The sequence below is a fragment of the Vibrio hepatarius genome, assembly GCF_018860525.1.
GTDB classification, from domain to species: Bacteria; Pseudomonadota; Gammaproteobacteria; order Enterobacterales; family Vibrionaceae; genus Vibrio; species Vibrio hepatarius_B.
On sequence record NZ_JAHKPM010000018.1, the window covers coordinates 13,257 to 36,809 of the forward strand.

The window sequence follows — 23,553 nt, forward strand, 5'->3', positions numbered from 1 at the left end:
AGGGAGCGTCACGCTCCCCTCAGTAAATTACTGACTCTTCATATACCCTTCAACCCCGCCTTTCAAAAATTGGTAGTTGGTGTAGTTTTGTCCATCGAGAATATATTGTAGCCATTGTACTTGCTTGCCTACCGCATCAAACACCATAATCTTTGTCGAGGTTTTTTGCTGCTTTAAGAAGGTCTCAAAGCGCTCAACAGGGACATTTCGTACTGGCTTGCCTTTGAAGAGCTGTTTTTCCCTCTGGTTCGGGTCTCTTACATCGACAATCACCATATTTGCATCGTTTAACATTGATTCAAACTCTTTTGGAGCCAAAACGCGTGCATTGAAATCTTCTTTACTGATCAACTGCGAACTGTCTTGCATGACTTTACCCAGCAATATACTGTCTGCAGGGTAGTCTGATGCCCACAGGAAAATACCTGCATCATAGGCAACGATATTATTGACGCCAGCTTTCATTGCTCGCTGTGCCGCTTTATACGACTTTTTACATGTAATGCCGTTACAGTAAAACGCAATGCTTTTGCCATCTTTAGACAGGTCTTTGACTTTATTCTCAAACCCTTTATTGGCAAGTGTAATGTGTTTAGCACCATCGATATGAAGTACGTCAAATTCAAGCTTTGAACGGACATCAACAATATTGAGTGAATCTTTATTTTGTTTTAAGTCGGCAAGTTCAATGGTTTTGACATCTGAATAATCGCCTCGATATGGAAAATCTATACTGAAGGCGGAAAAAGACAGACTGGTGAACAGTAAAATGACTAATCTCAATAGCATGGTATGCTTCCTTGTAATGCATTGAAGTATCAACAAGTGTAGCTGCTATTGACTCTTTTGCTAATTAATGCTTTTAATTGATAACATTAGCAATTTCTTATATAAAGGTTAGTCTAGGAAAGCCAAAAACCAACCCTTTTTGTAAACTGCGGCTGGCTTTTACCTTGTATAAACATTTGCTGAAAAATAGTGACAGGCATTATGCACTTTCATTGAGTTTATTTGATTCACCGGCTGCGGAAATATCATACTTTTTCATTTTATGGCTTAATGTACTGACAGGCAGGGATAACTGTTCTGCCACACGTTTAATTTGCCAGTTTGATGCATTCAGGCACTCAAGTATCACGGTTTTTTCATAATCACCAACAGCTTCTTTAAGACCTTTAGAATAATCGGTAGGTGGTTGGGCAGGATGGGGGCTTGACACAGATTGCAACGTATCAGCAACTTGTGTCTCTAATTGAATAGGGTTGATAAGTAGGCTGGTTTCACCCAACTCAATCTGATTGATGGTCTCGAAATCAGACAGCAGTAATGCGCGTTCAACAATGTTTTTAAGTTCACGGACATTGCCTGGGTAAGTGTATTGGCACAGCTGCTTTTGTACATTAACACTTAGCCCTGGCGCCTGTGCAAGTCCGAGATTTGAGGCGCTGTGTTTAACGAAATGTTCAGCCAACGGCAGTATGTCTGCTTGGCGTTCTCTAAGCGGTGGCAAAGTAACGGGAAATACATTTAACCGATAAAAAAGATCAGCCCGAAATTCACCATGTTTGATTTTCTCCATCAAATGACAGTGTGTTGCCGCCACAACGCGCACATCGACCTCAACTTCTTTGTTTGCACCGACGGGGCGTACTTTACGTTCTTGTAGTACCCGCAACAGTTTGGCTTGCAGTAGCAGTGGCATATCGCCAATTTCATCGAGGAATAAGGTACCACCATGGGCGGCTTCAAATAAACCTATTTTGTCTTTGTCTGCGCCAGTGAAGGATCCTTTTTTGTGGCCAAACAACTCAGATTCCAGCAATTGCTCAGGTATTGCCGCGCAGTTTTGTACTATTAGTGGCTGGTCCGCACGATTTGAATTTTGATGAATGTACTTGGCAATCACCTCTTTACCTGCGCCAGTCTCGCCACGTAGTAATACATCGACTGGAAGGGTCAATACTTTATTCAAGCGGCGTAATACTTCAAGCATCTGCTCACTTTCAGCAATGGGGCCTTGGTAGTGACTTTGTTTGCGCCTCTTTAGATGTTGGTTTTCACGCACAAGCGCTGCATTATCTGCACTGAGGTCTTTGATCATATGGCCATACTCTTCAAGCCATACTGCCTGGCGAATACTATTGGCCGCTATGTGACAGAAAGCCGTTAGTGCGGACTCGTTATCAATGACATTGAGATCAAACAGTGCCAGCAGGCCAATGGTTTTATCACCGTCATCTACGAGCGGCCATGCGAGGAGGTTGGTGCTTTTTTTTCCAAGCGTTAGCTCGGTTTCATAAATAGCTGCACAGTCATAACCATTGTACTGATAAAGTTCATTGATCAGTACGACTTCGCCATTTTGAATAGCGTAATTAAATGGGTCAGTTGGGCTAGTATGGTCGAACGCTAAAGCTGGCCAAGGATGAGCAGAAAGCGGTTTTTCACTATGATGAACAATACTTGGGATCAGTGCTTGACCTGTTTGGTCAAGGACATAAATGATGCCGTGTTTGGAGAGCGTCATTTGACGCGCCGCTGTAAGCACCGCGTCAAGAGTTTGCGCCAATTGGGTACGATCAGCCAAAGATTGGCTGATCGCGAGCAAGGCGTTGCTAAGGTCGCTAGGGTTAGCTGAACGCATAAGATAGCGTTCCTTGCTCATCTACCGATATGGTGATTTGGCAATGAGATTCATCTTTGTCATGGACTAATAACTGATTAGAAAGTTGTGGTAGTAACTGACGGTTGATCACAGCGTCAATGTTACGTGCTCCTGTTTCAGCAAGTCGACAATTACCTAGAACAAACTCGACTAGGGCCTCGCTATAGTCCAAGGACAGTTTGTGATGGCTTTGCAAACGCTGCGATACTTTGCCTAGTTTATGATGGATGATCTCTGTCATTGCTTCGTCTGAGAGAGGAACAAATGGCAATACTGACATGCGAGCTAGTAGTGCAGGCTTGAAATGCTGATTCAAAGTAGGACGAATCGCTTCAGCAATAACATTGGCACTGATGTCTTTTGATTGTTGAACCAATGACTCAATTTCATGAGTAGCAAGGTTACTTGTCATGATAATGAGAGTGTTTTTGAAGTCAATGGCACGGCCTTCACCATCGTTAAGTGTACCTTTGTCGAAAACTTGATAGAAAAGGTTGAGTACTTCTGGATCCGCTTTTTCAACTTCATCAAGTAATACGACAGAGTAAGGGCGCTGGCGAACCGCTTCCGTTAACATACCACCTTCACCGTAACCCACATAACCTGGAGGTGAGCCGATAAGGCGTGATACTGTGTGTTTTTCTTGGAATTCAGACATATTGATGGTGGTCATAAAGCGCTCGCCACCAAATAGTTGGTCTGCAATCGCACGAGCAGTTTCAGTTTTACCAACACCACTTGGACCGACGAGAAGAAAAACACCAGTGGGTGCATCAGGGTTACCAAGGCCTGCTTTAGCGGTCTGAATGCCTTCTGCTAGGGCATCAATGGCGTACTCTTGCCCTTTGATATTACTGGTTAGACTGTCTTTGAGATTGAGTGTCGTTTGTGCTTCATCTTGTAACATTTTACCCATTGGGATACCAGTCCAGTCAGAAATGACATGGCTTATCTCATCAGGCCCAACTTCGAAATGAACTAGCGGGTTGCTGCCACGGATCGCATCTAATTGCTCCTGACAAGCGGAAATCGCAATTCGCACTGCTTCTTCATCCATCTCTAAATAAGGCGATGGTTCGCGTTCTTCGTCTTGTTGCTCTTCAACTTGGTTTACGTCTCCGATAACCAAAAAGTGAAGTCTGCTACGCAGCGCGATCATTTCTTCAATTTGCTGCTTTTCATTCTGCCACTGAGCTTCTTGAATATCTAACTCAGCTTGAGTTTGTTCCATCTGCTGCTTGAGATCTGGAATAGATGCTAGGCTGTGCTTATCACCGGTTTGTTGCAGGGCGTCACGTTCTAGTGCTTCAAGCTCACGATCTTGGGCGGCAAGTCGTTGTTGGAGAGTCTCAACTGATGCAGGAACGGCGTTTAAGCTGATGTTTACACGCGCACAGGCGGTATCTAATACGTCAATGGCTTTATCAGGTAGTTGCCGTCCTGAGATATAGCGAGCCGATAAAGCGGCTGCGGCCGTGATGGCATCGTCACGAACATACACATTGTGAGATTTTTCATATGCAGGACGCAGACCTCGAATAATAAGCGCTGCTTGCTGCGGCGAAGGTTCATCAAGCTTAACCAGTTGGAAACGACGCGCCAATGCAGGATCTTTTTCAAAGTATTTTTTGTACTCTGACCATGTAGTAGCTGCAATTGTTTTGATTTCGCCACGAGCAAGCGCAGGCTTGAGTAAGTTTGCAGCATCACTGCCACCGGCTTGATTTCCGCCACCAACAAGTGTGTGCGCTTCATCAATGAACAGAATAATAGGCGTAGGGGAGTTTTTTACCTCATCAAGTACGGCGTTGAGGCGTTTTTCAAACTCACCTTTGACACTCGCACCGGCTTGAAGCAACCCCATATCTAGACCGTACAACTCAACCCCTTTTAAGTTGTCGGGCACTTCCCCTTGTACTATTTTAAGTGCGAGCCCTTCTACTACAGCGGTTTTTCCAACGCCTGGTTCACCTACTGCAATCGGGTTGTTTTTCCGACGACGAGCAAGAATATCGACAATCTGGCGGATCTCTTGATCTCGGCAGAACACAGGATCAATGTCACCTTTGCGTGCTTTACCCGTAAAGTCGGTAGTAAATTTGCTCAGAGCTGAACCTTCTTCTCTAGCTTCTGTTTTCTCAGAGCTTGCTACTTGAGCTTCAAGAGATTGAGTGGTCAGCTCTGAAAAATTGCGCTTTAGACTGTCTTGATTCACGCTTTCGAGCAAGGCAGCGTAAGCATGCTGGCCATATCTCAGGGGATTACTTACCAGTGTTAATAGTAGTGCGCCTGAGCGAATTTGTGATTGAGACAGATCAAGTGATGAGACCAGCCAGCTTTCTTGTAACCACTCAATTAAGAGTGCTGAAAAGACTGGCTTACCTCCGTTGCCTTTTGGACTCGTGTCTAATGTTGAACGAATGGATTGGCGTAGGATATTTTCCGAGCAATCAAAGTGAGCAAGCAGAACATCAAAGTCACTATTTGGTCTTTCGAGCAAACTGAGTAAAAAATGCTCTATTTGAACTTCGTTTGCTTTTTCCGATACAGCTAGAGCTGCTGCATCTTCTAAGGCAACCTTGGTGATAGGGTGCAGACGTTGGATTAAAGAAGAAAGATTGATGTTTATCATTGTCTTTATCGAGCTTATCGGTTGTTTTTAATTAAAACGAATTATACTAAATAATAATGATGTTTTTTTTCTCTCAGCTATTTTTACGGGTATTTTCTGGTTATTTTTCTGGTAATAACAAATGGATTGACACCATATTTTTGCAACAACATAGACAGTATGATTATTGTTTTAGTTAAAATGACTTCAAGGCCCGTTAATAACGCTTTTTTTGTATATCTGTGAGCCGTTGTTTTATCAATTAATATGAGTAACAATTAATTGATATGATTCAACAAAAACTTGTTTAATTTTACAATTTATCGAAATGATTATTATATAAAATACGTATATTTTTATCATAAGCAACTGTTTATAAAGGGTTTTAAAAGTTGGCACGGAGTTTGTATTATTATTTAAGAGTCGCGGTAATAAGCGATTTGGTGAATTTAAATAAATAAGAATTTTCAAAGGAATATAAGATGCCAACTCCAGCGTATATGTCTATTAAAGGCGAAACTCAAGGCGATATCACAAAAAGTGCTTACACTGCAGAATCAGTGGGCAACTCATGGCAAGAAGGCCACGAAGATGAGTTCCTAGTACAGGAACTTGATCACGTGTTGACTATTCCACGTGACCCACAAAGTGGTCAGCCTACAGGTCAACGTGTACATAAGCCTGTTGTGGTTACTAAAGTACAAGACTGCTGTTCACCACTACTTTTCAACGCACTAGTATCTGGTGAGAAACTGCCTGAGTGTAACATCAATTTTTACCGTACTTCGATCCAAGGTAAGCAAGAGCACTACTACACAATTAAGCTTGTTGATGCATTACTAGTAGACATGAAAACTCGTATGGCTCACTGTCAGGATGCTGCAACTTCTGACCGTGTAACTGAAGAAGTATTGAGCTTCACTTACCGCGCAATTGAAGTCACTCACGAAGTGATGGGTAAAGGTGGTAATGACGATTGGCGTGCTCCACGCGAAGCGTAATAGCCGACTCGTTAGAGTATTGGGCCAGCATATGTTGGCCCTAATTTTATTATTTGTATCAGGTAAAAGGTATGACAACTGACGTAGAATTTAAATTTGATATTCAGGGTACTGGCCATGAATTTCGCGTTGAAAGCTTTCAAGTAACAGAAGAGCTGTCTAAGCCATTCCAAGTTAGCCTTTCATTACTTTCACTTGATGCTGATATTACTTTTGATGAGTTAATTCGAAAACCTGCCTTACTCACTTTATTCGGACAGGGTATGGGGTCTGCACGCCTATTTCATGGTGTGGTAAATGAAGTGCGTTTTGTCGGGCAAGGAAGACGTTTTGCGCGTTATCAACTAGTTTTGGTACCGCAGGCTTGGTTTATGACTCAAAGGCAAGATTGCCGAATATTTCAAAACCTTTCTGCGCCAGATATCATTTCTCAGGTGCTAGATGATGCGTCTGTCACCGATTATAGACTTGATATTTCAGGTACTTACCCGCCAAAAGATTATGTGCTTCAGTACAGAGAAAGTGACAGTAATTTTGTTCAGCGCCTGCTAGCTGAACATGGTATGTGGTATTACTTTGAGCATACAGAAGCTAATCACACTATGGTCATTGTTGATAGTAATGATGCCATACCTGAACTAATAACGACGCCTCTGAATGCGTCGCACCTTGGGCCTCTTGTTTATCATTCTGATGCAGGTGGGGTGGCAGATCGTGAGCATATTTTTGATTTAACAGCAATCAATCGAGTGCGAACGGGCAGTACCACGTATAGTGATTACAACTATCAACATCCTAAGACGCCGCAGGAAGTGGCGAGTGAAGGGCCTTTAGATCAAGACCTAAAACAATTTGATTATCCTGGGCGTTATGTTGAACCTTCAATGGGTCAAATTCGAGCTTCTGAGTGGATAGCTGATCATCAAGTGGATAATCAGCAGATCGAGGCCGCATCAAGCATAATGCGTGTTACTCCAGGTTACAGCTTTAATATTAGCGATCATCCACGTCGTGCAATTAACCGTGACTATACGATGCTATCGGTTGTTCACAGTGGTCATGATCCTCAAGTTCATGAAGATGAAAATAGTGGTTTACCAACCACTTATGAAAACCAGTTTATCTGTATTCCACGTGATGTCATTTTTAAAGCACCTAAACTGCCTGCTCCTATGGTCGATGGCCCGCAAACCGCAGTAGTTGTTGGGCCATCGGGTGAAGAAATTTATACCGATACTTTAGGCAGAATCAAGGTTCAGTTCCATTGGGATCGTTACGGTAATAATGATGAGCATGCGAGCTGTTGGATCCGAGTAAGCCAATCAATGGCAGCGCCAACATGGGGAGCTGTTTATTTGCCCCGTATTGGTCACGAAGTGGTGGTTACCTTCTTAGAAGGCGATCCTGATCGTCCATTAATTACTGGTGCGGTATACAATGGATTACATTACCCTCCATATGCTCTGCCTGAAAATAAAACTCGTACTACTTTTCGCACTCAAACTCACAAAGGCACAGGATATAATGAGCTGAGCTTCGAAGATGAAGCAAATCAGGAAGAGATTTATATCCATGCTCAGAAAGATATGTCGACTAAGGTGCTTAATGATCGATTCCGTGACATAGGACGAGATGAGTTTTTAAAGGTTGGTCGCCACCAAACCAACGAAGTTCATGGTGATCATAAAGAAACTATCGATGGTCATAAAACTACTCAGGTGAACAGTACATTTACTGAAACGGTTGAACAAGACGTGACCGTCACCTATAACGCCAATGAAACACAGACAGTTAAGAATGACTCAACTCTTTCTATTGGTGATAACCGTACCACTAAAATAGGTCTTAATGACGATTTGGATGTGGGTGAAAACAGTAATTTGACGGTTGGTGCCTCACGGTCGGCGAATATTGGCTCAGATGATAACTTGACTGTTGGCAGTAACTTAACGGTTGCGGTGAAAGGGAACACTTCCTACAAAGCGGACGCAGCGACTCAGGTTATTAGCGGTGATAAGATTGTACTTAAGACGGGGGCTTCATCACTGGTCATGAATAGTGATGGCACCATTAAATTGTCAGGAGTGTCTATTACGGTCGAAGGTAGCGATAAGGTGGTTATCAAAGGTGGTAATGTGGCAATTAACTAATGAAACAGCAGCAAACCTATATCGATACCGAGTTATTTGATCAAGAACTGCAGCAAGCCGAGAAATCGGCTTGCTTTTCCTGTTTTGGTCGTATAGTTGATTTTAACCAAGCAACGAACAGCGTCAGGGTAAACTTTGCTGATAATCCTATCGATCAGCCTATTTGGGCTAGATTAGGACGTCACTTTGGTCAGTCTGAGCTTCAGCAGGCAATCGATAATCAAGTCCGTTGTCGAATTGAGTTTATTAATCAAGATTTGACTTTACCCGTAGTAACGGATCTGTTTTTTTCCTTGTTAGATGATGGTAAAGCGTTAGCGATTAGTGCCGATAAGCTGATGCTCGACAGCACAGATGAATTGGTTATCAGTAGTAGAGATGCAAAAACCTATTTTCGTGGCAAAGAAGGGAGCGTAACAACCCATGCTGAGCATGTGACTTCAAAAGCAAATAAGGCTCAAAAAATTCTTGGCGGTACGATTGCGATAAATTGATGATGGCAGATGTTTGACCATGAGACAAAGAATAACCCTTCAACAGCTTAATCATGCGTTAAGCCAACAAGATTTCGATCAAGCGATCGAGTCATTACACACCAGTATTGCCGATCTTGAACAACTAAAGCCTAACTGGTTGCAGTTTTGTCGTGAGAAATCCCAACTTGCTAGTGAATCATTTTCCTTTTTATTTCGTCAGTGGGTACGTATACACCGCAACGGCTACCCTGCTACAAATCAGGATTACCTGAGATTAGTGGAGCGGGAAATGGCGGAGCTAAAACAAGTCTATATTGCTCTGTTTAAGATCCACCCAGGGCTTGTCTACGAGCAGAAAGATGTGTCACCAGAACTGTTTATTTGGTTAATGCTTGAGTTAGAATTTTCTCATGAATTACGTCATATTTATAACGCTTTACATCGAGCACAAGAGATCGACGAAGACATTGCAATGCTGATGTTTCTAAGATCGAAAGCAGCTAATTTAGATTTGATCGTAGCGCAGTTCATAGAAGGAGGGGGGAGGGTTACGCATTGGTGCTTTGATTTACTCAAGCGTCGTCAAACCTTAAGTATTGGTCTTACCAAACATTGGCTTAAGAACAAATCTCTCGATGAGCCTCAAGTGCATAAAACGTTGGCGAAATTTGATGTTGAAGAAAGTATTGAATGGATAAGTATCCAAGAAAATGACGAAAACTATCTATTTGAGTTATTGCTATGTAAACATGACCGAGGTACTTGGTTTAGAAAGCGTTTTGGAACGGATGAGTCCACTTTAACCAGTGATAAGGTAATGACTTACGCTAAGTTGCTTGAGTTGAGAGAATTTCGTCAATTTACTCCTAGTAATAAAATGGCACCTATTCAACTAGCCCTTTGTGCTCAGCCTTCATGGCTAGAAATTGCTCTTGAGTACTTCACTACTCTTGGTGATGATGATGAAAACGAGGGTGAGGAGTGGTTGTTTGCATTGTATATAGTTTATGGTGATAGATTCCCTCTCAAACCAAACGAATTGGGTATTGAGTATGACTGGAATGAAGCAAAAGAAGTAGTACATAGCTGGTGTAGTGAGGATAAGCACTATATCAGAAGCCCTATGCGGCTTGGCAAAGAACTCAGCTATCAATCTAGCCTAAGTGCAATGCAACACCCACTGGTTCCAGAACGGTACCGAATATGGCTTTGGCGTCAGGTTTGTATGCATGGCCGTGTTTATATGCCTTGGCATTGGGCAATGCCGTCATACCAGCAAGATTGGCTTTTTGATAAACTGCAACAGCAGACCGCTGCTTTAGAGAGATTTAACCTAAGGAACCAGAATGCAACTGTGGGATATTGAGCATACAGCAGGCCTACTTATTAAAGGGCGATTCCAACGTGATGTAGATGGGCATGAAATATGGGTTCTTACGGCAAAGCGTCAATGGGATTTGATTGATAAACAATGGCAAGAAGTAGCTGCCGAGAGTATTTACGATGATCCAGTATATCTTGGGGAGCCAGGGTCTTCAGTGATGAAAATAGATCATGAATTTCCAGTGACAAAACAAAATACAGATGTATTGGTTTATGGTAAAGCTCGCAGTTATGCCAAGCGACCAGTAGTGTACCACGAATGTCGCTTGCTGATTGATGGGCATATTGATAAAACTATTTCGGTTCATGGAGAGCGATTATGGGTTCAACATGGAGGTACTGTAACGGTTTCAAACCCTCAACCTTTTGTTGAAGCAGACATACACTATGGCAAAGCTCTTGGAGGTGACGAACGAAATCGTGTGGGTTGCGGTATTGCATCTAGTACAGCAGAGTTACTCAAGAAACCGGTCCCTAGTGTTTTTTTTCCCAGTGAAGAATGGGCGCCAAATAGTAAAAATGTCAGAGTGGCGGGGCTTGGTCCAATTGCTCCATTCTTCGCTGAAAGAACTCAATATGGTGGAACGTTTGATGCGCATTGGGAAGAGCATCGTCGGCCACTTCTTCCTCAAGACTTTAATCCAAAATTCTATCAATCTGCGCCTTCAGATCAGCAGTGCGATGGTTTTTTAGTGGGAGGAGAAAGACTAATGATGAGTGGTTTTAATCATGATGAGGTAATCTCATTTCGTTTTCCTGTAGAAAAGTATTTAGCGAGTGCGAGCTTCAGTGAAGAAAATCTTTGTTTACCGATGCAAATACATACTGTGTTCGTTGATACGGAATCTATGAGTCTAACGCTAAGTTATAGCGCATCTTTTCCTTGCCAAGGAAAAGAACATTTGCTGATTTCTTCTAAAGTTTCTCAGGTGCAGGAGGAAATATGAGCCATCTTTTCGGTCGTTTTGTGCTGGATGCTGACGTTGTTACTCCGATGGGAATGAACCTCGATTTATCGTTGGCCGTTGCCAACGCGGATTTAGCTAGATTCAATCAGCTGCAAATGGATAATGGTGATAAATATACTTTTTCTAGAGTGAGCTTTATTGAATCAGAAGATAAGCCCAAAAGACTAATTGAAATTATCGATTTGTTACTGACTTCGATGCTAAATAAGTTACCCAAAATGCTTAAACCAGTGCCAGTGTTTATCTCGGTACCTGAATCAATCGATGCCGTACAGTTAAGTACCTGGGTAGAAGATAGTGATCATTCTAAATGGTTGTCAAAAGTCGAAGTTTTTCATTCAAGTGGACCAAGGTTTATCGAAAAGTCACTGCAATTACTTGATATTCACGATGCCATTATCACTATTGCGGCAGATTCACTTTTTTGTGAACTTGAACAGTTTATTTCTCAATCCCAAGTATTGGGCAATCAAAATCCATGGGGAATGATCCCAAGTGAAGGTGGGGCTGGTGTTATTTTTACTAGAAAAAACATTATTGAGACACTTAAATTACAGCCAATTGCAATGCTAGAATATTTTATTTCCGAATTGGGATGTAATGACCGTAGAGGAATGATGCGGCTTGTGCGCAAAGCATCGAGCAGTTATCAACATTTAGGCCGTGTATACTCGGATATGCATAATTCACGCTGCCATAGTGAGGACTATGGATTTGCCTTGGGTGCACGAGCCGAGAAGTTTGACAACCCTCAGCAACCTCACTTAATTAATGATTTATGGGGTACTTTAGGGCAGGCATCAGCTTTAGTATTGCTTAGTGCTTTTACTCGTATTCATAGGTATTCTGATAGCGCATCCTTACTTATGTTTGATACCTGTGGTGATCGTGGATTATTAAAAATGTCACTCTGTGATTATAATTAAACGTTCTTTGAACCTGATTAGTTAATAGTTTTATCCTTAAAAAAGCGGCAAAAGAGTCACGTATTATACCTAGTTCACCGTCATTCTGACTAAATTACTAGATATAGTGTGCTTTTTATTTTTACCTAGTTGAAAAGTAATATTCAAAATAATTAATATGCTCATCTAGTAAATATTATCAGCTGGCTAAAGAGTAAAACGTGTCTGATCAAAATGGGTCAAGCGATAGCTATATCAATCAATTAGTTCATAAAGCTATTGAGAGAAAAAAACATTTAGAGCATCAAGAAGCACAGCGCAATAAGCCTAAGCTGGAATATGTCTTATTCTCTCAATTTGATGTACTGGAATCATTTCCATCAAAAAATGGCAATACAACCCTTTATCATCTGGCCAAGCAGGGAGAACCTGAGAAACAGGTCTGCTGCAAAGTCGCCAATGAAGGGACTTCGAGCCACGAACATTCTCAGTTGATTGGTGAAGCAAGCAAACTCGAAATATCTCAGCACCCGAGTGTTGCCGACTTTATTAAAGTGGGTAATGAGTTTGATCGCCCTTATATTATGTACGAGTGGATACATGGTGAATCGTTAGCTAAAAAAATTGAAAGGCATAGCAAAAAAGGCTTTCGCCATGATCATATAGCGTGGCTTGTTTACCAATTGGCTGGCGCCCTTGAATATATGCATACTCGAGGTGTGTGTCATCTTGATATTAAGCCTGCAAATGTTTTGGTTGGTGAAAATGATAGCGTTAAGCTAATCGATTTTGGTGCTGCTCGTTACTCAGGTGAAGCGCAAAGCGTGGCTGAAGTGAGTATGAACTATGCGTCACCAATGTACATCGAAAGTGGTGTATCTAAACCACAAGATGATGTTTATTCTTTGGCATTATTAACGGGACATTTATTCTTAGGCTCTACCTATGGGGATGTCTGGCGTCAACTTTTGGGACAAAAAAAACGTTGTCACTTAATTCCTAAACATGTTTGGCTGTTACTTAAAAATGTACTAAATAAACCTCGGTCACATGGCTATACGGCGATTTCTTTTGCTCAAGCCTTGGCAAGGATAGATACAGATGCCCTTAAATCAGACAATAGTGCACCTTTATTTTCCAACCTGAGAAACGCTGACCTTGTTCTGACCCATCATAGTGCAACCGATAAGTTTTCCCTTGGTCGTTTTAAATATTTAGAAGCGGTGCTGGTGGCCTCTGTGCTTTCGGTCAGCGGTACCTATATGTATGACTATCTACAACCGGAATGGAAGCCGTCACCAAAATCAGGGTTTACAGAATCAGTCACAACAATCAAAACGATTAAACCGGCTCAAACTGCTTCGTTCCTTGCTCAGCCTCCTTGGAAAATTGAATATGCATTGGACGATCTGTCGAACGATGTAGTCTTAATGGCGCCTTACCAAGAAGCGTATCAGGTTCAACAGAGAAAACTGCACGATGTTTATCAAGACAATCAAGAAAGTGTGATTGAAAGACGAAGTATTGCCGCTAACATGCCAAAAATCTTACAGGAAATCCGTTCAGATTTGGTCACATTACAGGCCAATTTAAATAATGACGGAGTATTGTTTGCTAAAGCGCAGCGGTCATTGAACCAAGTGATGGCTAATCTTAATCGTGTAAATGGCCAAGTGAAGGTCATGGTTAATTATATGGGACGGCAAGACACTGAACTGGCTAGCCTAATACTGAGTGGCGAAGCAAAAGCAGTTGATGATTATATGAAATCTGCTTGGGCGAACCACCAAGCAGAATCATACTACTACAGTCAAGTGCTCCCAAGAACGTTACTAGAAAAAGTGTATGCGTCTATTGATGTGAGTGCTGAGCAACATTATTACTCTCGTGCGATTGACCAAGCGGGAATTGCTAAACAGTTTTATGGCAATACTCCGGAATTGGCAGCAAAGATCAGAGCTCTTAAAGTGGCTCGCAGTGAATACATTTTGTTTAGCACTGTTACAGAGCAATCGATTTTTGAAAACGCAAAACTGGATGCTTCACTGACTGATTTGCAGGTAAATGCTCCAAAAAAATTTGGTGAGGTGACAGAGCTACTTAACAATATGGCTAAGGATGCCATTCGAAAAAGCCACCAGAAATCCAAACCAGCTCGTGGTGCTCTTGCCGTTCAAAGGGCCATCAGTGACTACCAGCCGGCTGTGAGGAGTTAGGCTGTGAACCAAGATATCAAAACACTTCTTGAACCTATCAGTACAGCCTGTCCTGTCGGAGAGGATGCACGTTATGAGTTTAGTTTTGAACTCATGGAGGCCGAAGTCAAAAAATTCGGTTCATTGTTCGGTGAAACGGTTGATTGGAAAGTTGTAGCTGATAATGCCACTGAAGTGTTAAGCAAACATAGTAAAGACTTTAAAGCGATGTGCTACCTCACGCGTGCGATGGTGGAAAGCCAACATATTGCTGGATTGGAAAAGGGTCTAAACCTGATATGTGAAGCGTTAAGTTGTTTTGGTGCTGATCTATATCCGCGACGAAAGCGAGGTAGGGATGGCGCTGTAGAGTGGTTAAATCACCAGTTGAAACTCGCGTTGCCTAAGTTAGAGATAGAGCAGATAACATGGGAAATGGTGTCCCAGTGCAGTGATGCTGTTGAAAATATCCAACGTCATTTTGATGAAATTTTCCAAGACTCGGAAGCCGATTTTTTTGAATTAAAAAGTGAGTTAAATCGCTTATCACTATCCTTAAATTCAGACGAGTTACACTCGGCATCCGCTGGCGAGTATAGTTCTCCTAATGTTGAGGAAACCGTTCAATTTGATGATACTCGTCAGCCGATAGAAAAATCCGTTGAGCCGAAACGAGAATTACCTAAGACAGCGGTATCAGCTTCATCACCACGTCAGACTAACGAAATAGATATAGATACTGATTTTTCTTCTCCTACCGCATCAAGACGAACACTAAAGAAAGTGGCGGAAATGATCCTTGCTGCTGACCCCGAGTTGTCGCTGTCGTATCGTATTCATCGTCATCTTACCTGGTTAGATATTGAAGAGTTACCTGATCACCAAAATAACGAGACATTGTTGATTCTTGCGGTATCCCAAGATAAACAGGCTGAATACCGTGATAAAGCGAAACAAGAAAGTGATATTGATACTATTAAACGTCTTGAGCAGACGCTGACGGATGCCCCTTTTTGGTTGACTGGGCATTTTTATATATATCAGATGCTGAAAAATCTAAACCTAGAGGATACAGCGCAAGCTGTGTATGAGGAAGTTTGCAACTTCGCTCATTCATTACCGGGTATAGAACACCTTTCATTTAAAAATTCGATACCATTTGCTAACGAAGCCACAGTTCAGTGGTTGAGTCAGCCTAGTGCAGCCAAACTAGGTTCTGCCCAACCCGCCGTTTTGGCAGAGAGTGACTTGGTATCTATGGACGATGTAACTCTCGAAAACTTGGGAGAACGCGTAGCAGAAATCGCTCAAAACTTAGTGCTAGATAGTACTGGGCGAGGGCAATTTATGTTGCATTTACAAATCGTAAAAGCTTACCAAGCTGTTGGTCTTTACGCTCTATGTTTACCTTATCTTGAAAAGTTATGGTTTGTTAGAGATGAAATGCACCTGTTCAGCTGGGAACCACACCTCTCTTTACAACTAGATGATTTATCTAAAAAGATTCTTAATCAGCTCTATCCATCCAGGGAATTGCTGCCAGTAAAGTTTGAGAAGTGGGAGTCAATCTACAACTAACAATACAATTAGATAAGGAACTAAATATGTCACGCGATGGCTCGGTAGCTCCTAAAGAGCGAATTAATATCCGTTATGTTCCAGCGACTGGTGATGTGCAAGAAGACGTTGAACTGCCGCTGAATATGATGGTTGTCGGTGATTTCACCGCTCGTTCTGACGAGACACCAATTGAAGAACGTATGCCAATCAACATTGATAAGGACAACTTTAACGAGGTTCTAGAAGGTTATGCGCCTAACTTGAAAGTTAATGTTGAAAATCGTCTAAGTGATGAAGAAGGTGCCCAGCTTGGCGTTAATCTAACGTTCAAGGACATGAAAGACTTTTCACCTGAATCTATCGCTAAGAGTGTCCCTGAACTTAAAAGCTTGCTTGAGTTAAGAGAAGCATTGGTTGCGCTAAAAGGCCCACTGGGCAATGTGCCGGCTTTCCGTAAAAAGATTGCTGCAGTTCTTCAGGATGAAGATGCTCGTAAAAAATTACTCGAAGAACTCAGCATTGGTGAAGATCAAGACGCTGAAAAGGCTGAATAAGAGGATACTATGACAGCAGAAGCACAAGCACCAGAACAAGAAGCGGCGTTAGCTGATTCCGGTTCCCTTTTGGACAGTATTTTAAATGAAACACGGCTAAAGCCATCTGATGAAGGTTTTGATGTTGCAAAACGTGGCGTTGAAGCTTTTATTAGTGAGTTACTGAGCAGCAACGCAACCGAAAAGGTCGAGCAATCTTTGGTTGACCTCATGATTGGTGAGATTGATCAGAAGCTTTCAATGCAAGTTGATGCAATTCTTCATAATGAAGAAGTTCAAGCAATTGAATCAACATGGCGTGGATTGAAGTATTTGGTTGATCACACGGATTTTCGTGAAAATATTCTTATTGAATTGATTTCTGCGAAAAAAGACGAAGTATTAGATGACTTTGAAGATGCGCCAGAAGTGGTGAAATCTGGTCTATACAAGCAAATTTATACTCGTGAATATGGTCAATTTGGTGGTAAGCCTGTAGCTGCGGTAGTCTGTGATTATCAGTTGAGTTCATCAAGTCCTGATATTAAGTTAATGGAATACATGGCCAGTGTGGGCGCTATGTCTCATGCACCATTTATTACATCGGCGTCTTCTAAGTTCTTCGGTCTAGATAGTTATGAAGAACTGCCAAACATGAAAGACCTAAAGTCGGTATTTGAAGGGCCGCAGTACACTAAATGGCGTGGTTTACGTGAACATGAAGATTCGCGCTACCTTGGACTATGTACATCTCGCTTCATGTTACGTAACCCATACTCTGTAGAAGATAATCCAATCAAAGCATTTGATTACGATGAGCTAGTTACTGATAGCCATGATAACTTCTTATGGGGTAACTCAGCTTATGCAATGGCGTCTAAGATCAGCGAATCGTTTGCGAAATATCGCTGGTGTCCAAACATTATTGGACCTCAAAGTGGTGGTTCAGTGTTTGACCTACCAGTTTATAACTTTGAGTCTATGGGACAGATTGAAACTAAGATACCAACTGAAATCTTAGTGTCAGATCGTCGTGAGTTCGAATTAGCTGAGGAAGGCTTCATTGCGCTGACTATGCGTAAGGGCTCTGATAATGCTGCCTTCTTTTCCGCAAACTCAATCCAAAAGCCTAAGGTTTTCCCGAACACGCCGGAAGGGAAGAACGCGGAGATGAATTACAAGTTAGGTACTCAGCTACCTTACATGTTCATTATTAACCGTTTAGCGCACTATATAAAAGTGCTGCAACGTGAGCAAATAGGTTCTTGGAAAGAACGATCAGATCTTGAGATTGAACTGAACAAGTGGATTCGTCAGTACGTTTCAGATCAGGAAAATCCCCCAGCAGAAGTACGTGGTCGTCGTCCTCTTCGCGCCGCTAAGGTTGAAGTATCGGATGTCGAAGGCGATCCAGGTTGGTATAAAGTGTCTATGTCTGTTCGTCCACACTTCAAATACATGGGTGCAAGCTTCGATCTGTCTTTGGTCGGGAAACTAGACCAGTAAATCTAGTATGTTATTAATAACGAACGGCCAGGACTCTGGCCGTTCTTTTTGAGGTTAAGTATGGAAAAAGGTTATCGATTACTTGAGCGTATTGAATTAGGTGAACCAAAAAACTGCTATGAAAAAGTGGTGTCTCATAAACATCTAATTGAATCAATCCATATCCATCTTGCAGATTTACTTAATACTCATGCTGGGAATGCAATGATAGACAATGATTATGGTCTTCCTGATTTCAATGATGTTCTTGCGAGTCAATCAAACTTGGTGCGCCATATTCAACAGAATATACGTGCGACGATTTACAAGTTTGAACCAAGGCTTGGCAATATTGAAGTTACGTATCGTCAGGACTTTCATAATCCCTTACAGCTTAGTTTTGGTATTACTGGTGAGGTAAGCCATAACGGCGGTCAGGTCCCAATGTCTATCAATGTGTTTATGGGCGTTGATGGTAAGTTCAATGTTTAAAGTTAGGAGAAATGTCTCGTGAGTAGCAGCAAATATTTTCAAGATGAACTTTCTTATCTTCGAGAAGCCGGAAGCGAGTTTGCCAAATATCATCCTAAGTTAACAAACTTTCTTGGTGAAGGTGTTTATGATCCAGATGTAGAACGTCTTTTGGAAGGGTTTGCATTCCTTACCGGAAGGATCAGAGAAAAGATAGATGACGAACTGCCTGAGCTTACTCAATCACTGATGACATTACTTTGGCCGCACTACATGCGCTCCGTACCTTCAATGTGTATTTCAGAGCTAACGCCGCATGTTGGCAGTGTGACTGAAAAAATGGTTGTTGAGCGAGGCATTGAAATGGCGAGCGAACAAGTTGAAGGCACTCAATGTTTATTTAGGAGCTGCTATGACGTTGCTTTGTATCCCATCAGTATTACTCAAGTTGAACAGTCTAATAGTCGAACTAATTCGAGTGTCGACGTGTCAATTGCTGCCGAATTTGGCCAAGATCTTTCAAGATTAAAAATGGATTCGTTACGATTTCATCTGCATGGTGAAGTACATATTACCCGTAGTCTGTATTTATGGCTGTTCCGTTACCTTGATTATGTTGAACTCGATGTTGGGGGAGGCTTTACACATAAGCTGCCATCTTCTTGTATTAAACCAGTGGGCTTTGGTGATGAAGAAGCAATCCTGCCCTATGGTAGTAACTCATTTTCTGGTTACCGTCTCTTACAGGAGTACTTTTCTTTACCCGAGAAATTTATGTTCTTCGATGTAACAGGACTTGATTGGTTATCTGGTGTCCCCCAACGTTCAACAATGAAAATTTCTTTTGTATTCAAACGAGCACTGCCATCAGAAATTAATTTAAAAAATAAACATTTACGCCTTCATTGTACTCCAGCTGTGAATTTATTTACTAAAGATGCTGACCCGATTCGGTTGGAGCATCGCAGAAGTGAATACAAGGTTAGGCCTCAAAGTAGCAATCAAGAGCATTATGAGGTTTATTCAATCGGTAAAGTTGAAACATGGAGTAAAAAAGAGCGTTGCCGAAAGACGTTAATTGAGTTTGAGTCTTTTGAACACCAAATTAATCAGCGTGATAAACGAGAATTCTATAAGACTAAAGTCTCTGAAAGAGTCAGTGGCCGTGGCTTAGAGCGTTATATTTCTTTTCATACACATAACAGTGATATCGCAGAGCTTGGCTCTGAAACTGTCTTAATGAAACTCACTTGTAGTAATGGTGATTTGGCAGAGCGGTTGTCGGTTGGTGACATTACCTACTCGGCACATAATTCACCGACTTATGCTAATTTTATCAATATCACTAAGCCAACTCAATCCGTCAGCCCGCAAGTGAGCGGTGAGTTACAATGGCAGCTGATTGCCAATATGTCATTAAACTATTTGTCATTGGCAAATATTGATGTGTTAAAAGTGCTACTTTCAACTTACGACTTTCATTCTCGCGTCGATCGCCAAGCTCATCGAGCGTCAATTCATAGATTGGATGGAATTAAGAAAAGTGAAATGCAGCCTGCCGATAGAGTATTTCGTGGTACGGCTATACGAGGAACTCAGTTCAATCTTACCGTAGACTCCTCTTTTTTTGTTAATGAAGGTGATATGTTTCTATTGGTGAGCGTATTAAACGAGTTTATTCGCTTATATTCGAGTTTGAATTCCTTTACTGAACTTGAAGTGTTTGATGAAAAAACGGGTGAAAATTATCATTGGCCAAGCCTAGTAGGGCAGCAGACGGTACTATGATTGATCAAATTGAACAACAGACACATGAATTTAGCTTTTTTCAAGCGGTTTCATTGCTGGAAAAATTTTACCAAGCAGAAACGTATTCTAGCTATCAGGGTATCGGTGAGAATAAGTATATTTCTGAGGAGCACATTCGTTTTAGCGTATCGCCTAGCCTAGCTTTTCCTAAAAGTGACATTGATTACGTTGCACATTTTGAAATGGAGGGTAATCCGTACACTAGAATTGAAGTAAATTTTTTGGGACTGCATGGGTCGAGCTCACCTCTTCCCTCGTCCTATACCGAGAAGTTAGCAGGAAGAGAGAATGATGATAACCCAGTTAAACAGTTTTTTGATTTTTTCCACAATCGGCATTTGTCATTAGTCTATCGAGTCTGGAAAAAATACCGCTACCACATTCAATATCAAAGTGAAGCGAAAGACCCGTTTTCTGGCCGTATGCTTCATTTGCTTGGTTTGTCATCGATAATGCAAGAAGCAGAAGTCAGTGAGCTAGATAGAGCTAAACTCCTGTCGTATGTTAGCCAGCTTTCAACTAGAACGCGATCGCCCAAACTTATATCAGGAATAGTGGCTCATTATTTTAATCTGAGCAGTGTTTTTGTCGATGAATGGATTTACCGTAGAGTCACTATTCATCCTTCGCAAAGGAACGTACTAAATCAAAATAATTGTGTGCTGGGACAAGACCTTCACCTAGGTAAAACCTTGCCTGACTTAGTTGGTAAATTTCATTTGCGTATTGAGGATATCGACTTTTCTACCTACCAAACATTTTTACCTGGTAGACGTAATTACAAAACGCTTATTGGTTTGATGCAGTTTATTTTACGTGACCCTCTAGCATGGGACATGATCATGAAAGTGAAACTTGAAACTATTCCTAAAAACACTCTGGGGAAGGGAGAAGGTAATTTACTTGGTCAAACCTTATGGCTTGGTGCTCCTGAGCTAAAAGATGTGTCGATTAAACAAATTGGGCAGCTATAAGCCAATTTGAAAGGGAAGATATTATGCAGTTACTTTTCATGTCATTTTTTACACGAATATCATCAAATGGTTCATATTGCCCTAAGTAAAAAAGCCTCAATTGAATTGAGGCGATAAAGTAAAATAATAAGAAATTAATTACAAACATAATTTGGCTATGTAAATAAAGCTAGGAGGTAGTTTAGCTTAGAATAAGTTATATAAATAACTTAAGAATCTATTATGAAGTATAAGAAAAATAAATTTCATATAACCAGTTGGATTGACAATGAAAAAAATAAGTGGTGCGGATTGGCAGCTAACGTAAGAGGAGAACAAAATAAGTACTCATTTATTATCTTTGATAACTAGCATATTAAACCATCTTGAATGGCTTTAATTGCAGCTTGGTACGTTTTATCAACATTCATTTTTTCTCTAACTGATCTTAAATAGGTGTTGACTGTTGCGACGCTGTACCCAGTAATGTTGGCGATTTCTTTTGCTCCGTTGTCTTCCTTAAAGAAAAATAGGCAAAGTAGCTCTTGGTCTTTAGGAACTTCATAGAAGATTGGACGCTTTTGTTTAATTAAACTATCCAAGAAGCCATCTACTTTAAAAATACGGGAAAATCTCATACTTGGGATTGTATCTGTTATAGCCGCTTTATATCGTTCGATGAATTTTAGTGAAAAGCTTTCAACAATTGCTTTATTCTTTGTGCAGTGATGTTTGAAATCTCGTCTGCCTTTTGTGCCAGACAGCACTAACTTAATTCCATAATTGTCACATGCTTTGGTCAATGCAAAGTGGTTATGTATACCGAGTTCCTTCTCCATTATTGTAATAAACTCAGGTGTTACTTTATCTTGAACTGTATAAAACTCAGAAGAGGGGAATGAGACTGCCTCCTGGCATGTAGCGTCTATATCGATAGCAATATCAATAGATCTCAAACGTCTTTTGTAATACATGAGCTTAGAAGTGTAGGGAATATTTGATAGAATCATACTTTCCTGTCCTTGACCTATCATAAGTGTGAAGAACTCGGAGCCTGTAAAAGTATATAGATCTTTGCAGTAGCTATAAATATCGTCATTCAGCTTCAGAGACTGCTGTGATTTGATATCAATCAAGCTTCTATCGTAGGATTTAAATGGAGAACTTGTTTTCATCCCCTCTCTTGTCCTGTTGGCTCGAGTGTTATTTCCATTCGGGTTGCTGGATAAGTGTAAAAATACTCCTCACCAATTATATGGCCACCAAGATTTTCGTAGTATGCATTCATTGAGGTTTCTAACGTTGTCAGCTGCATAAACTCAGCGTTATAGGTGCGACAAATTTGTTTCGCTAGTTCTACTGTTCTCGTGCCTATGCCTGCTGAACGATATTTGGGTGTAATATACAAGTAATTCAAAAACAGAGTATTGTCTTGAGACTCGCAGTCTTCAATTGCAAACATACCAACAGGGGCGTCCTGTATAAATAAACCGTAAATTTCAGGAATACCATTAGACTCGATGTATTGCTTAAATAACTCTGTGCGAAACTTGACGCCTTTATTTCTTACATAGCCCCATTCGCTCTCTGCCCATTGAGCAAAAAGCGAGAGATATTTTGGACAGCGGATTAAGTTAATCGCTGACACTTCGCCATGTTCTTCGTTGATAAATTTCATGATTTAGTGGATTTTATTACTAATTGCATAGATGGAAAATATAAGTAATCATAGCGTTAAAATAAAGAAAAAATTTAGTAAATTTATACAGTTAATCGTATTGCTATGAATCCTAGTCTTTTAATATCTTTCTGAGAATGGAGAAACGATGGAAATTAGATCCGAGCGTCTGGTTATGACACAGTTGAAGGCGTGTGATCGTGATCTATATTACTTTTTACATTCCGACCCCGAGATTATCGCATTATGTTTTGATGAGCCATCAAATGATGAGCTGGAAGCAAAATTTGAATATTGTTTACCTACTTGGAATAGAGAGTCTGGACATTGGCTTTGCTTGACAATCTCAATTTTGGAGACGAATGAAAAAGTTGGTATTACAGGATTAAAAGTAGAAAATGGCGTAGCAGAGGTTGGTTATTTGTTGCTGCCTAGCTTTTATGGTGTGGGTTATGGCACAGAATCATTGAAAGCATTGCTTCATTGGGCCAGAATGAACTGCGATATTAACGAGTTTAGTGCCGTCGTCACTGAGGGCAACATAGGCTCGGAGCGTGTATTAGAAAAGTGTGGTTTTACTCTTCAAAGAATAATACCTAATGCATATCAAATTGGTGATCGAATGTATGCAGACCACTGTTATCGTATCATTAATACTTAGACAATATTTGATTGAGAAGGCAAAAAGCCACATAAAAAATATGTGGCTT

General features: G+C 41.1%; 19 protein-coding genes. 14 read left to right on the forward strand and 5 right to left on the reverse strand.

Annotation, left to right across the window (positions count from 1 at the left end):
• Nucleotides 1–27: 27 nt before the first annotated feature.
• The 3 genes from KO511_RS05375 to tssH all read right to left on the reverse strand — a co-directional run bounded on the left by KO511_RS05375 (nt 28) and on the right by tssH (nt 5,297).
• Complete coding sequence (locus KO511_RS05375; RefSeq protein WP_215986452.1) at nt 28–789, reverse strand: rhodanese-like domain-containing protein; 762 nt, start codon at nt 787–789, stop codon at nt 28–30.
• Between the two features lie 199 nt (nt 790–988).
• Nucleotides 989–2,644: a sigma-54-dependent Fis family transcriptional regulator gene (locus KO511_RS05380; protein ID WP_215986453.1), complete on the reverse strand. Its 1,656-nt coding sequence runs from the start codon at nt 2,642–2,644 to the stop codon at nt 989–991.
• Nucleotides 2,631–5,297, reverse strand: a complete 2,667-nt coding sequence (gene tssH, locus KO511_RS05385; protein ID WP_215986454.1) for a type VI secretion system ATPase TssH — start codon at nt 5,295–5,297, stop codon at nt 2,631–2,633. The genes KO511_RS05380 and tssH overlap by 14 nt, the downstream gene beginning before the upstream one ends.
• Before the next feature lie 461 nt (nt 5,298–5,758).
• Here tssH and KO511_RS05390 point away from each other — a divergent pair, with 461 nt between their 5' ends.
• The 13 genes from KO511_RS05390 (at nt 5,759) to tssG (ending at nt 21,186) form a co-directional block, all read left to right on the forward strand.
• Nucleotides 5,759–6,277 carry an Hcp family type VI secretion system effector gene (locus KO511_RS05390; RefSeq protein WP_215986455.1) on the forward strand — a complete coding sequence of 173 codons (519 nt, stop codon included), beginning with the start codon at nt 5,759–5,761 and terminating at the stop codon, nt 6,275–6,277.
• Between the two features lie 71 nt (nt 6,278–6,348).
• Entirely contained in the window at nt 6,349–8,427 is a 2,079-nt protein-coding gene (gene tssI / locus KO511_RS05395; protein WP_215986456.1) for a type VI secretion system tip protein VgrG, read from the forward strand.
• Nucleotides 8,427–8,921, forward strand: coding sequence for a hypothetical protein (locus KO511_RS05400; RefSeq protein WP_215986457.1), 495 nt, complete (start codon nt 8,427–8,429; stop codon nt 8,919–8,921). Before tssI ends, KO511_RS05400 begins: the two co-directional genes overlap by 1 nt.
• Before the next feature lie 19 nt (nt 8,922–8,940).
• Nucleotides 8,941–10,269, forward strand: a complete 1,329-nt coding sequence (locus KO511_RS05405) for a hypothetical protein (protein WP_215986458.1) — start codon at nt 8,941–8,943, stop codon at nt 10,267–10,269.
• Nucleotides 10,250–11,233, forward strand: a complete 984-nt coding sequence (locus KO511_RS05410; protein WP_215986459.1) for a DUF2169 family type VI secretion system accessory protein — start codon at nt 10,250–10,252, stop codon at nt 11,231–11,233. The genes KO511_RS05405 and KO511_RS05410 overlap by 20 nt, the downstream gene beginning before the upstream one ends.
• On the forward strand, nt 11,230–12,180 hold the full coding sequence (locus tag KO511_RS05415; RefSeq protein ID WP_215986460.1) for a hypothetical protein: 951 nt from the start codon (nt 11,230–11,232) through the stop codon (nt 12,178–12,180). Before KO511_RS05410 ends, KO511_RS05415 begins: the two co-directional genes overlap by 4 nt.
• Before the next feature lie 200 nt (nt 12,181–12,380).
• On the forward strand, nt 12,381–14,375 hold the full coding sequence (locus KO511_RS05420) for a serine/threonine protein kinase (protein WP_215986461.1): 1,995 nt from the start codon (nt 12,381–12,383) through the stop codon (nt 14,373–14,375).
• 3 nt (nt 14,376–14,378) lie between these two features.
• On the forward strand, nt 14,379–15,932 hold the full coding sequence (tssA, locus tag KO511_RS05425) for a type VI secretion system protein TssA (protein WP_215986462.1): 1,554 nt from the start codon (nt 14,379–14,381) through the stop codon (nt 15,930–15,932).
• Between the two features lie 26 nt (nt 15,933–15,958).
• Entirely contained in the window at nt 15,959–16,468 is a 510-nt protein-coding gene (gene tssB, locus KO511_RS05430; RefSeq protein ID WP_215986463.1) for a type VI secretion system contractile sheath small subunit, read from the forward strand.
• Between the two features lie 9 nt (nt 16,469–16,477).
• Complete coding sequence (gene tssC, locus KO511_RS05435) at nt 16,478–17,953, forward strand: type VI secretion system contractile sheath large subunit (RefSeq protein ID WP_215986464.1); 1,476 nt, start codon at nt 16,478–16,480, stop codon at nt 17,951–17,953.
• Between the two features lie 60 nt (nt 17,954–18,013).
• Nucleotides 18,014–18,424, forward strand: coding sequence for a type VI secretion system baseplate subunit TssE (tssE, locus tag KO511_RS05440; RefSeq protein ID WP_215986465.1), 411 nt, complete (start codon nt 18,014–18,016; stop codon nt 18,422–18,424).
• An 18-nt stretch (nt 18,425–18,442) separates the two neighbouring features.
• The gene (tssF, locus tag KO511_RS05445; protein WP_215986466.1) at nt 18,443–20,191 is read left to right on the forward strand and encodes a type VI secretion system baseplate subunit TssF; all 1,749 of its coding nucleotides are present in this window, start codon (nt 18,443–18,445) and stop codon (nt 20,189–20,191) included.
• Nucleotides 20,188–21,186 (forward strand): type VI secretion system baseplate subunit TssG, encoded by a 999-nt coding sequence (tssG, locus tag KO511_RS05450; protein WP_215986467.1) that lies wholly within the window; start codon nt 20,188–20,190, stop codon nt 21,184–21,186. Before tssF ends, tssG begins: the two co-directional genes overlap by 4 nt.
• A gap of 347 nt (nt 21,187–21,533) precedes the next feature.
• Here tssG and KO511_RS05455 read toward each other — a convergent pair whose 3' ends face one another.
• Together KO511_RS05455 and KO511_RS05460 are read right to left on the reverse strand one after the other, a co-directional pair.
• Complete coding sequence (locus tag KO511_RS05455; protein ID WP_215986468.1) at nt 21,534–22,340, reverse strand: helix-turn-helix transcriptional regulator; 807 nt, start codon at nt 22,338–22,340, stop codon at nt 21,534–21,536.
• Nucleotides 22,337–22,843, reverse strand: coding sequence for a GNAT family N-acetyltransferase (locus KO511_RS05460; RefSeq protein ID WP_215986469.1), 507 nt, complete (start codon nt 22,841–22,843; stop codon nt 22,337–22,339). The genes KO511_RS05455 and KO511_RS05460 overlap by 4 nt, the downstream gene beginning before the upstream one ends.
• A gap of 148 nt (nt 22,844–22,991) precedes the next feature.
• Between KO511_RS05460 and KO511_RS05465 the strand changes: the two genes are divergently transcribed.
• Nucleotides 22,992–23,504 carry a GNAT family N-acetyltransferase gene (locus KO511_RS05465; protein WP_125322800.1) on the forward strand — a complete coding sequence of 171 codons (513 nt, stop codon included), beginning with the start codon at nt 22,992–22,994 and terminating at the stop codon, nt 23,502–23,504.
• The last annotated feature ends 49 nt before the right edge of the window (nt 23,505–23,553 follow it).

Coding starts and splice junctions, on each gene's coding strand:
- KO511_RS05375 (WP_215986452.1), bottom strand. CDS start 789: ATGCTATTGAGATTAGTCATTTTACTGTTCACCAGTCTGTCTTTTTCC.
- KO511_RS05380 (WP_215986453.1), bottom strand. CDS start 2,644: ATGCGTTCAGCTAACCCTAGCGACCTTAGCAACGCCTTGCTCGCGATC.
- tssH (WP_215986454.1), bottom strand. CDS start 5,297: ATGATAAACATCAATCTTTCTTCTTTAATCCAACGTCTGCACCCTATC.
- KO511_RS05390 (WP_215986455.1), top strand. CDS start 5,759: ATGCCAACTCCAGCGTATATGTCTATTAAAGGCGAAACTCAAGGCGAT.
- tssI (WP_215986456.1), top strand. CDS start 6,349: ATGACAACTGACGTAGAATTTAAATTTGATATTCAGGGTACTGGCCAT.
- KO511_RS05400 (WP_215986457.1), top strand. CDS start 8,427: ATGAAACAGCAGCAAACCTATATCGATACCGAGTTATTTGATCAAGAA.
- KO511_RS05405 (WP_215986458.1), top strand. CDS start 8,941: ATGAGACAAAGAATAACCCTTCAACAGCTTAATCATGCGTTAAGCCAA.
- KO511_RS05410 (WP_215986459.1), top strand. CDS start 10,250: ATGCAACTGTGGGATATTGAGCATACAGCAGGCCTACTTATTAAAGGG.
- KO511_RS05415 (WP_215986460.1), top strand. CDS start 11,230: ATGAGCCATCTTTTCGGTCGTTTTGTGCTGGATGCTGACGTTGTTACT.
- tssB (WP_215986463.1), top strand. CDS start 15,959: ATGTCACGCGATGGCTCGGTAGCTCCTAAAGAGCGAATTAATATCCGT.
- tssC (WP_215986464.1), top strand. CDS start 16,478: ATGACAGCAGAAGCACAAGCACCAGAACAAGAAGCGGCGTTAGCTGAT.
- tssE (WP_215986465.1), top strand. CDS start 18,014: ATGGAAAAAGGTTATCGATTACTTGAGCGTATTGAATTAGGTGAACCA.
- tssG (WP_215986467.1), top strand. CDS start 20,188: ATGATTGATCAAATTGAACAACAGACACATGAATTTAGCTTTTTTCAA.
- KO511_RS05455 (WP_215986468.1), bottom strand. CDS start 22,340: ATGAAAACAAGTTCTCCATTTAAATCCTACGATAGAAGCTTGATTGAT.
- KO511_RS05460 (WP_215986469.1), bottom strand. CDS start 22,843: ATGAAATTTATCAACGAAGAACATGGCGAAGTGTCAGCGATTAACTTA.
- KO511_RS05465 (WP_125322800.1), top strand. CDS start 22,992: ATGGAAATTAGATCCGAGCGTCTGGTTATGACACAGTTGAAGGCGTGT.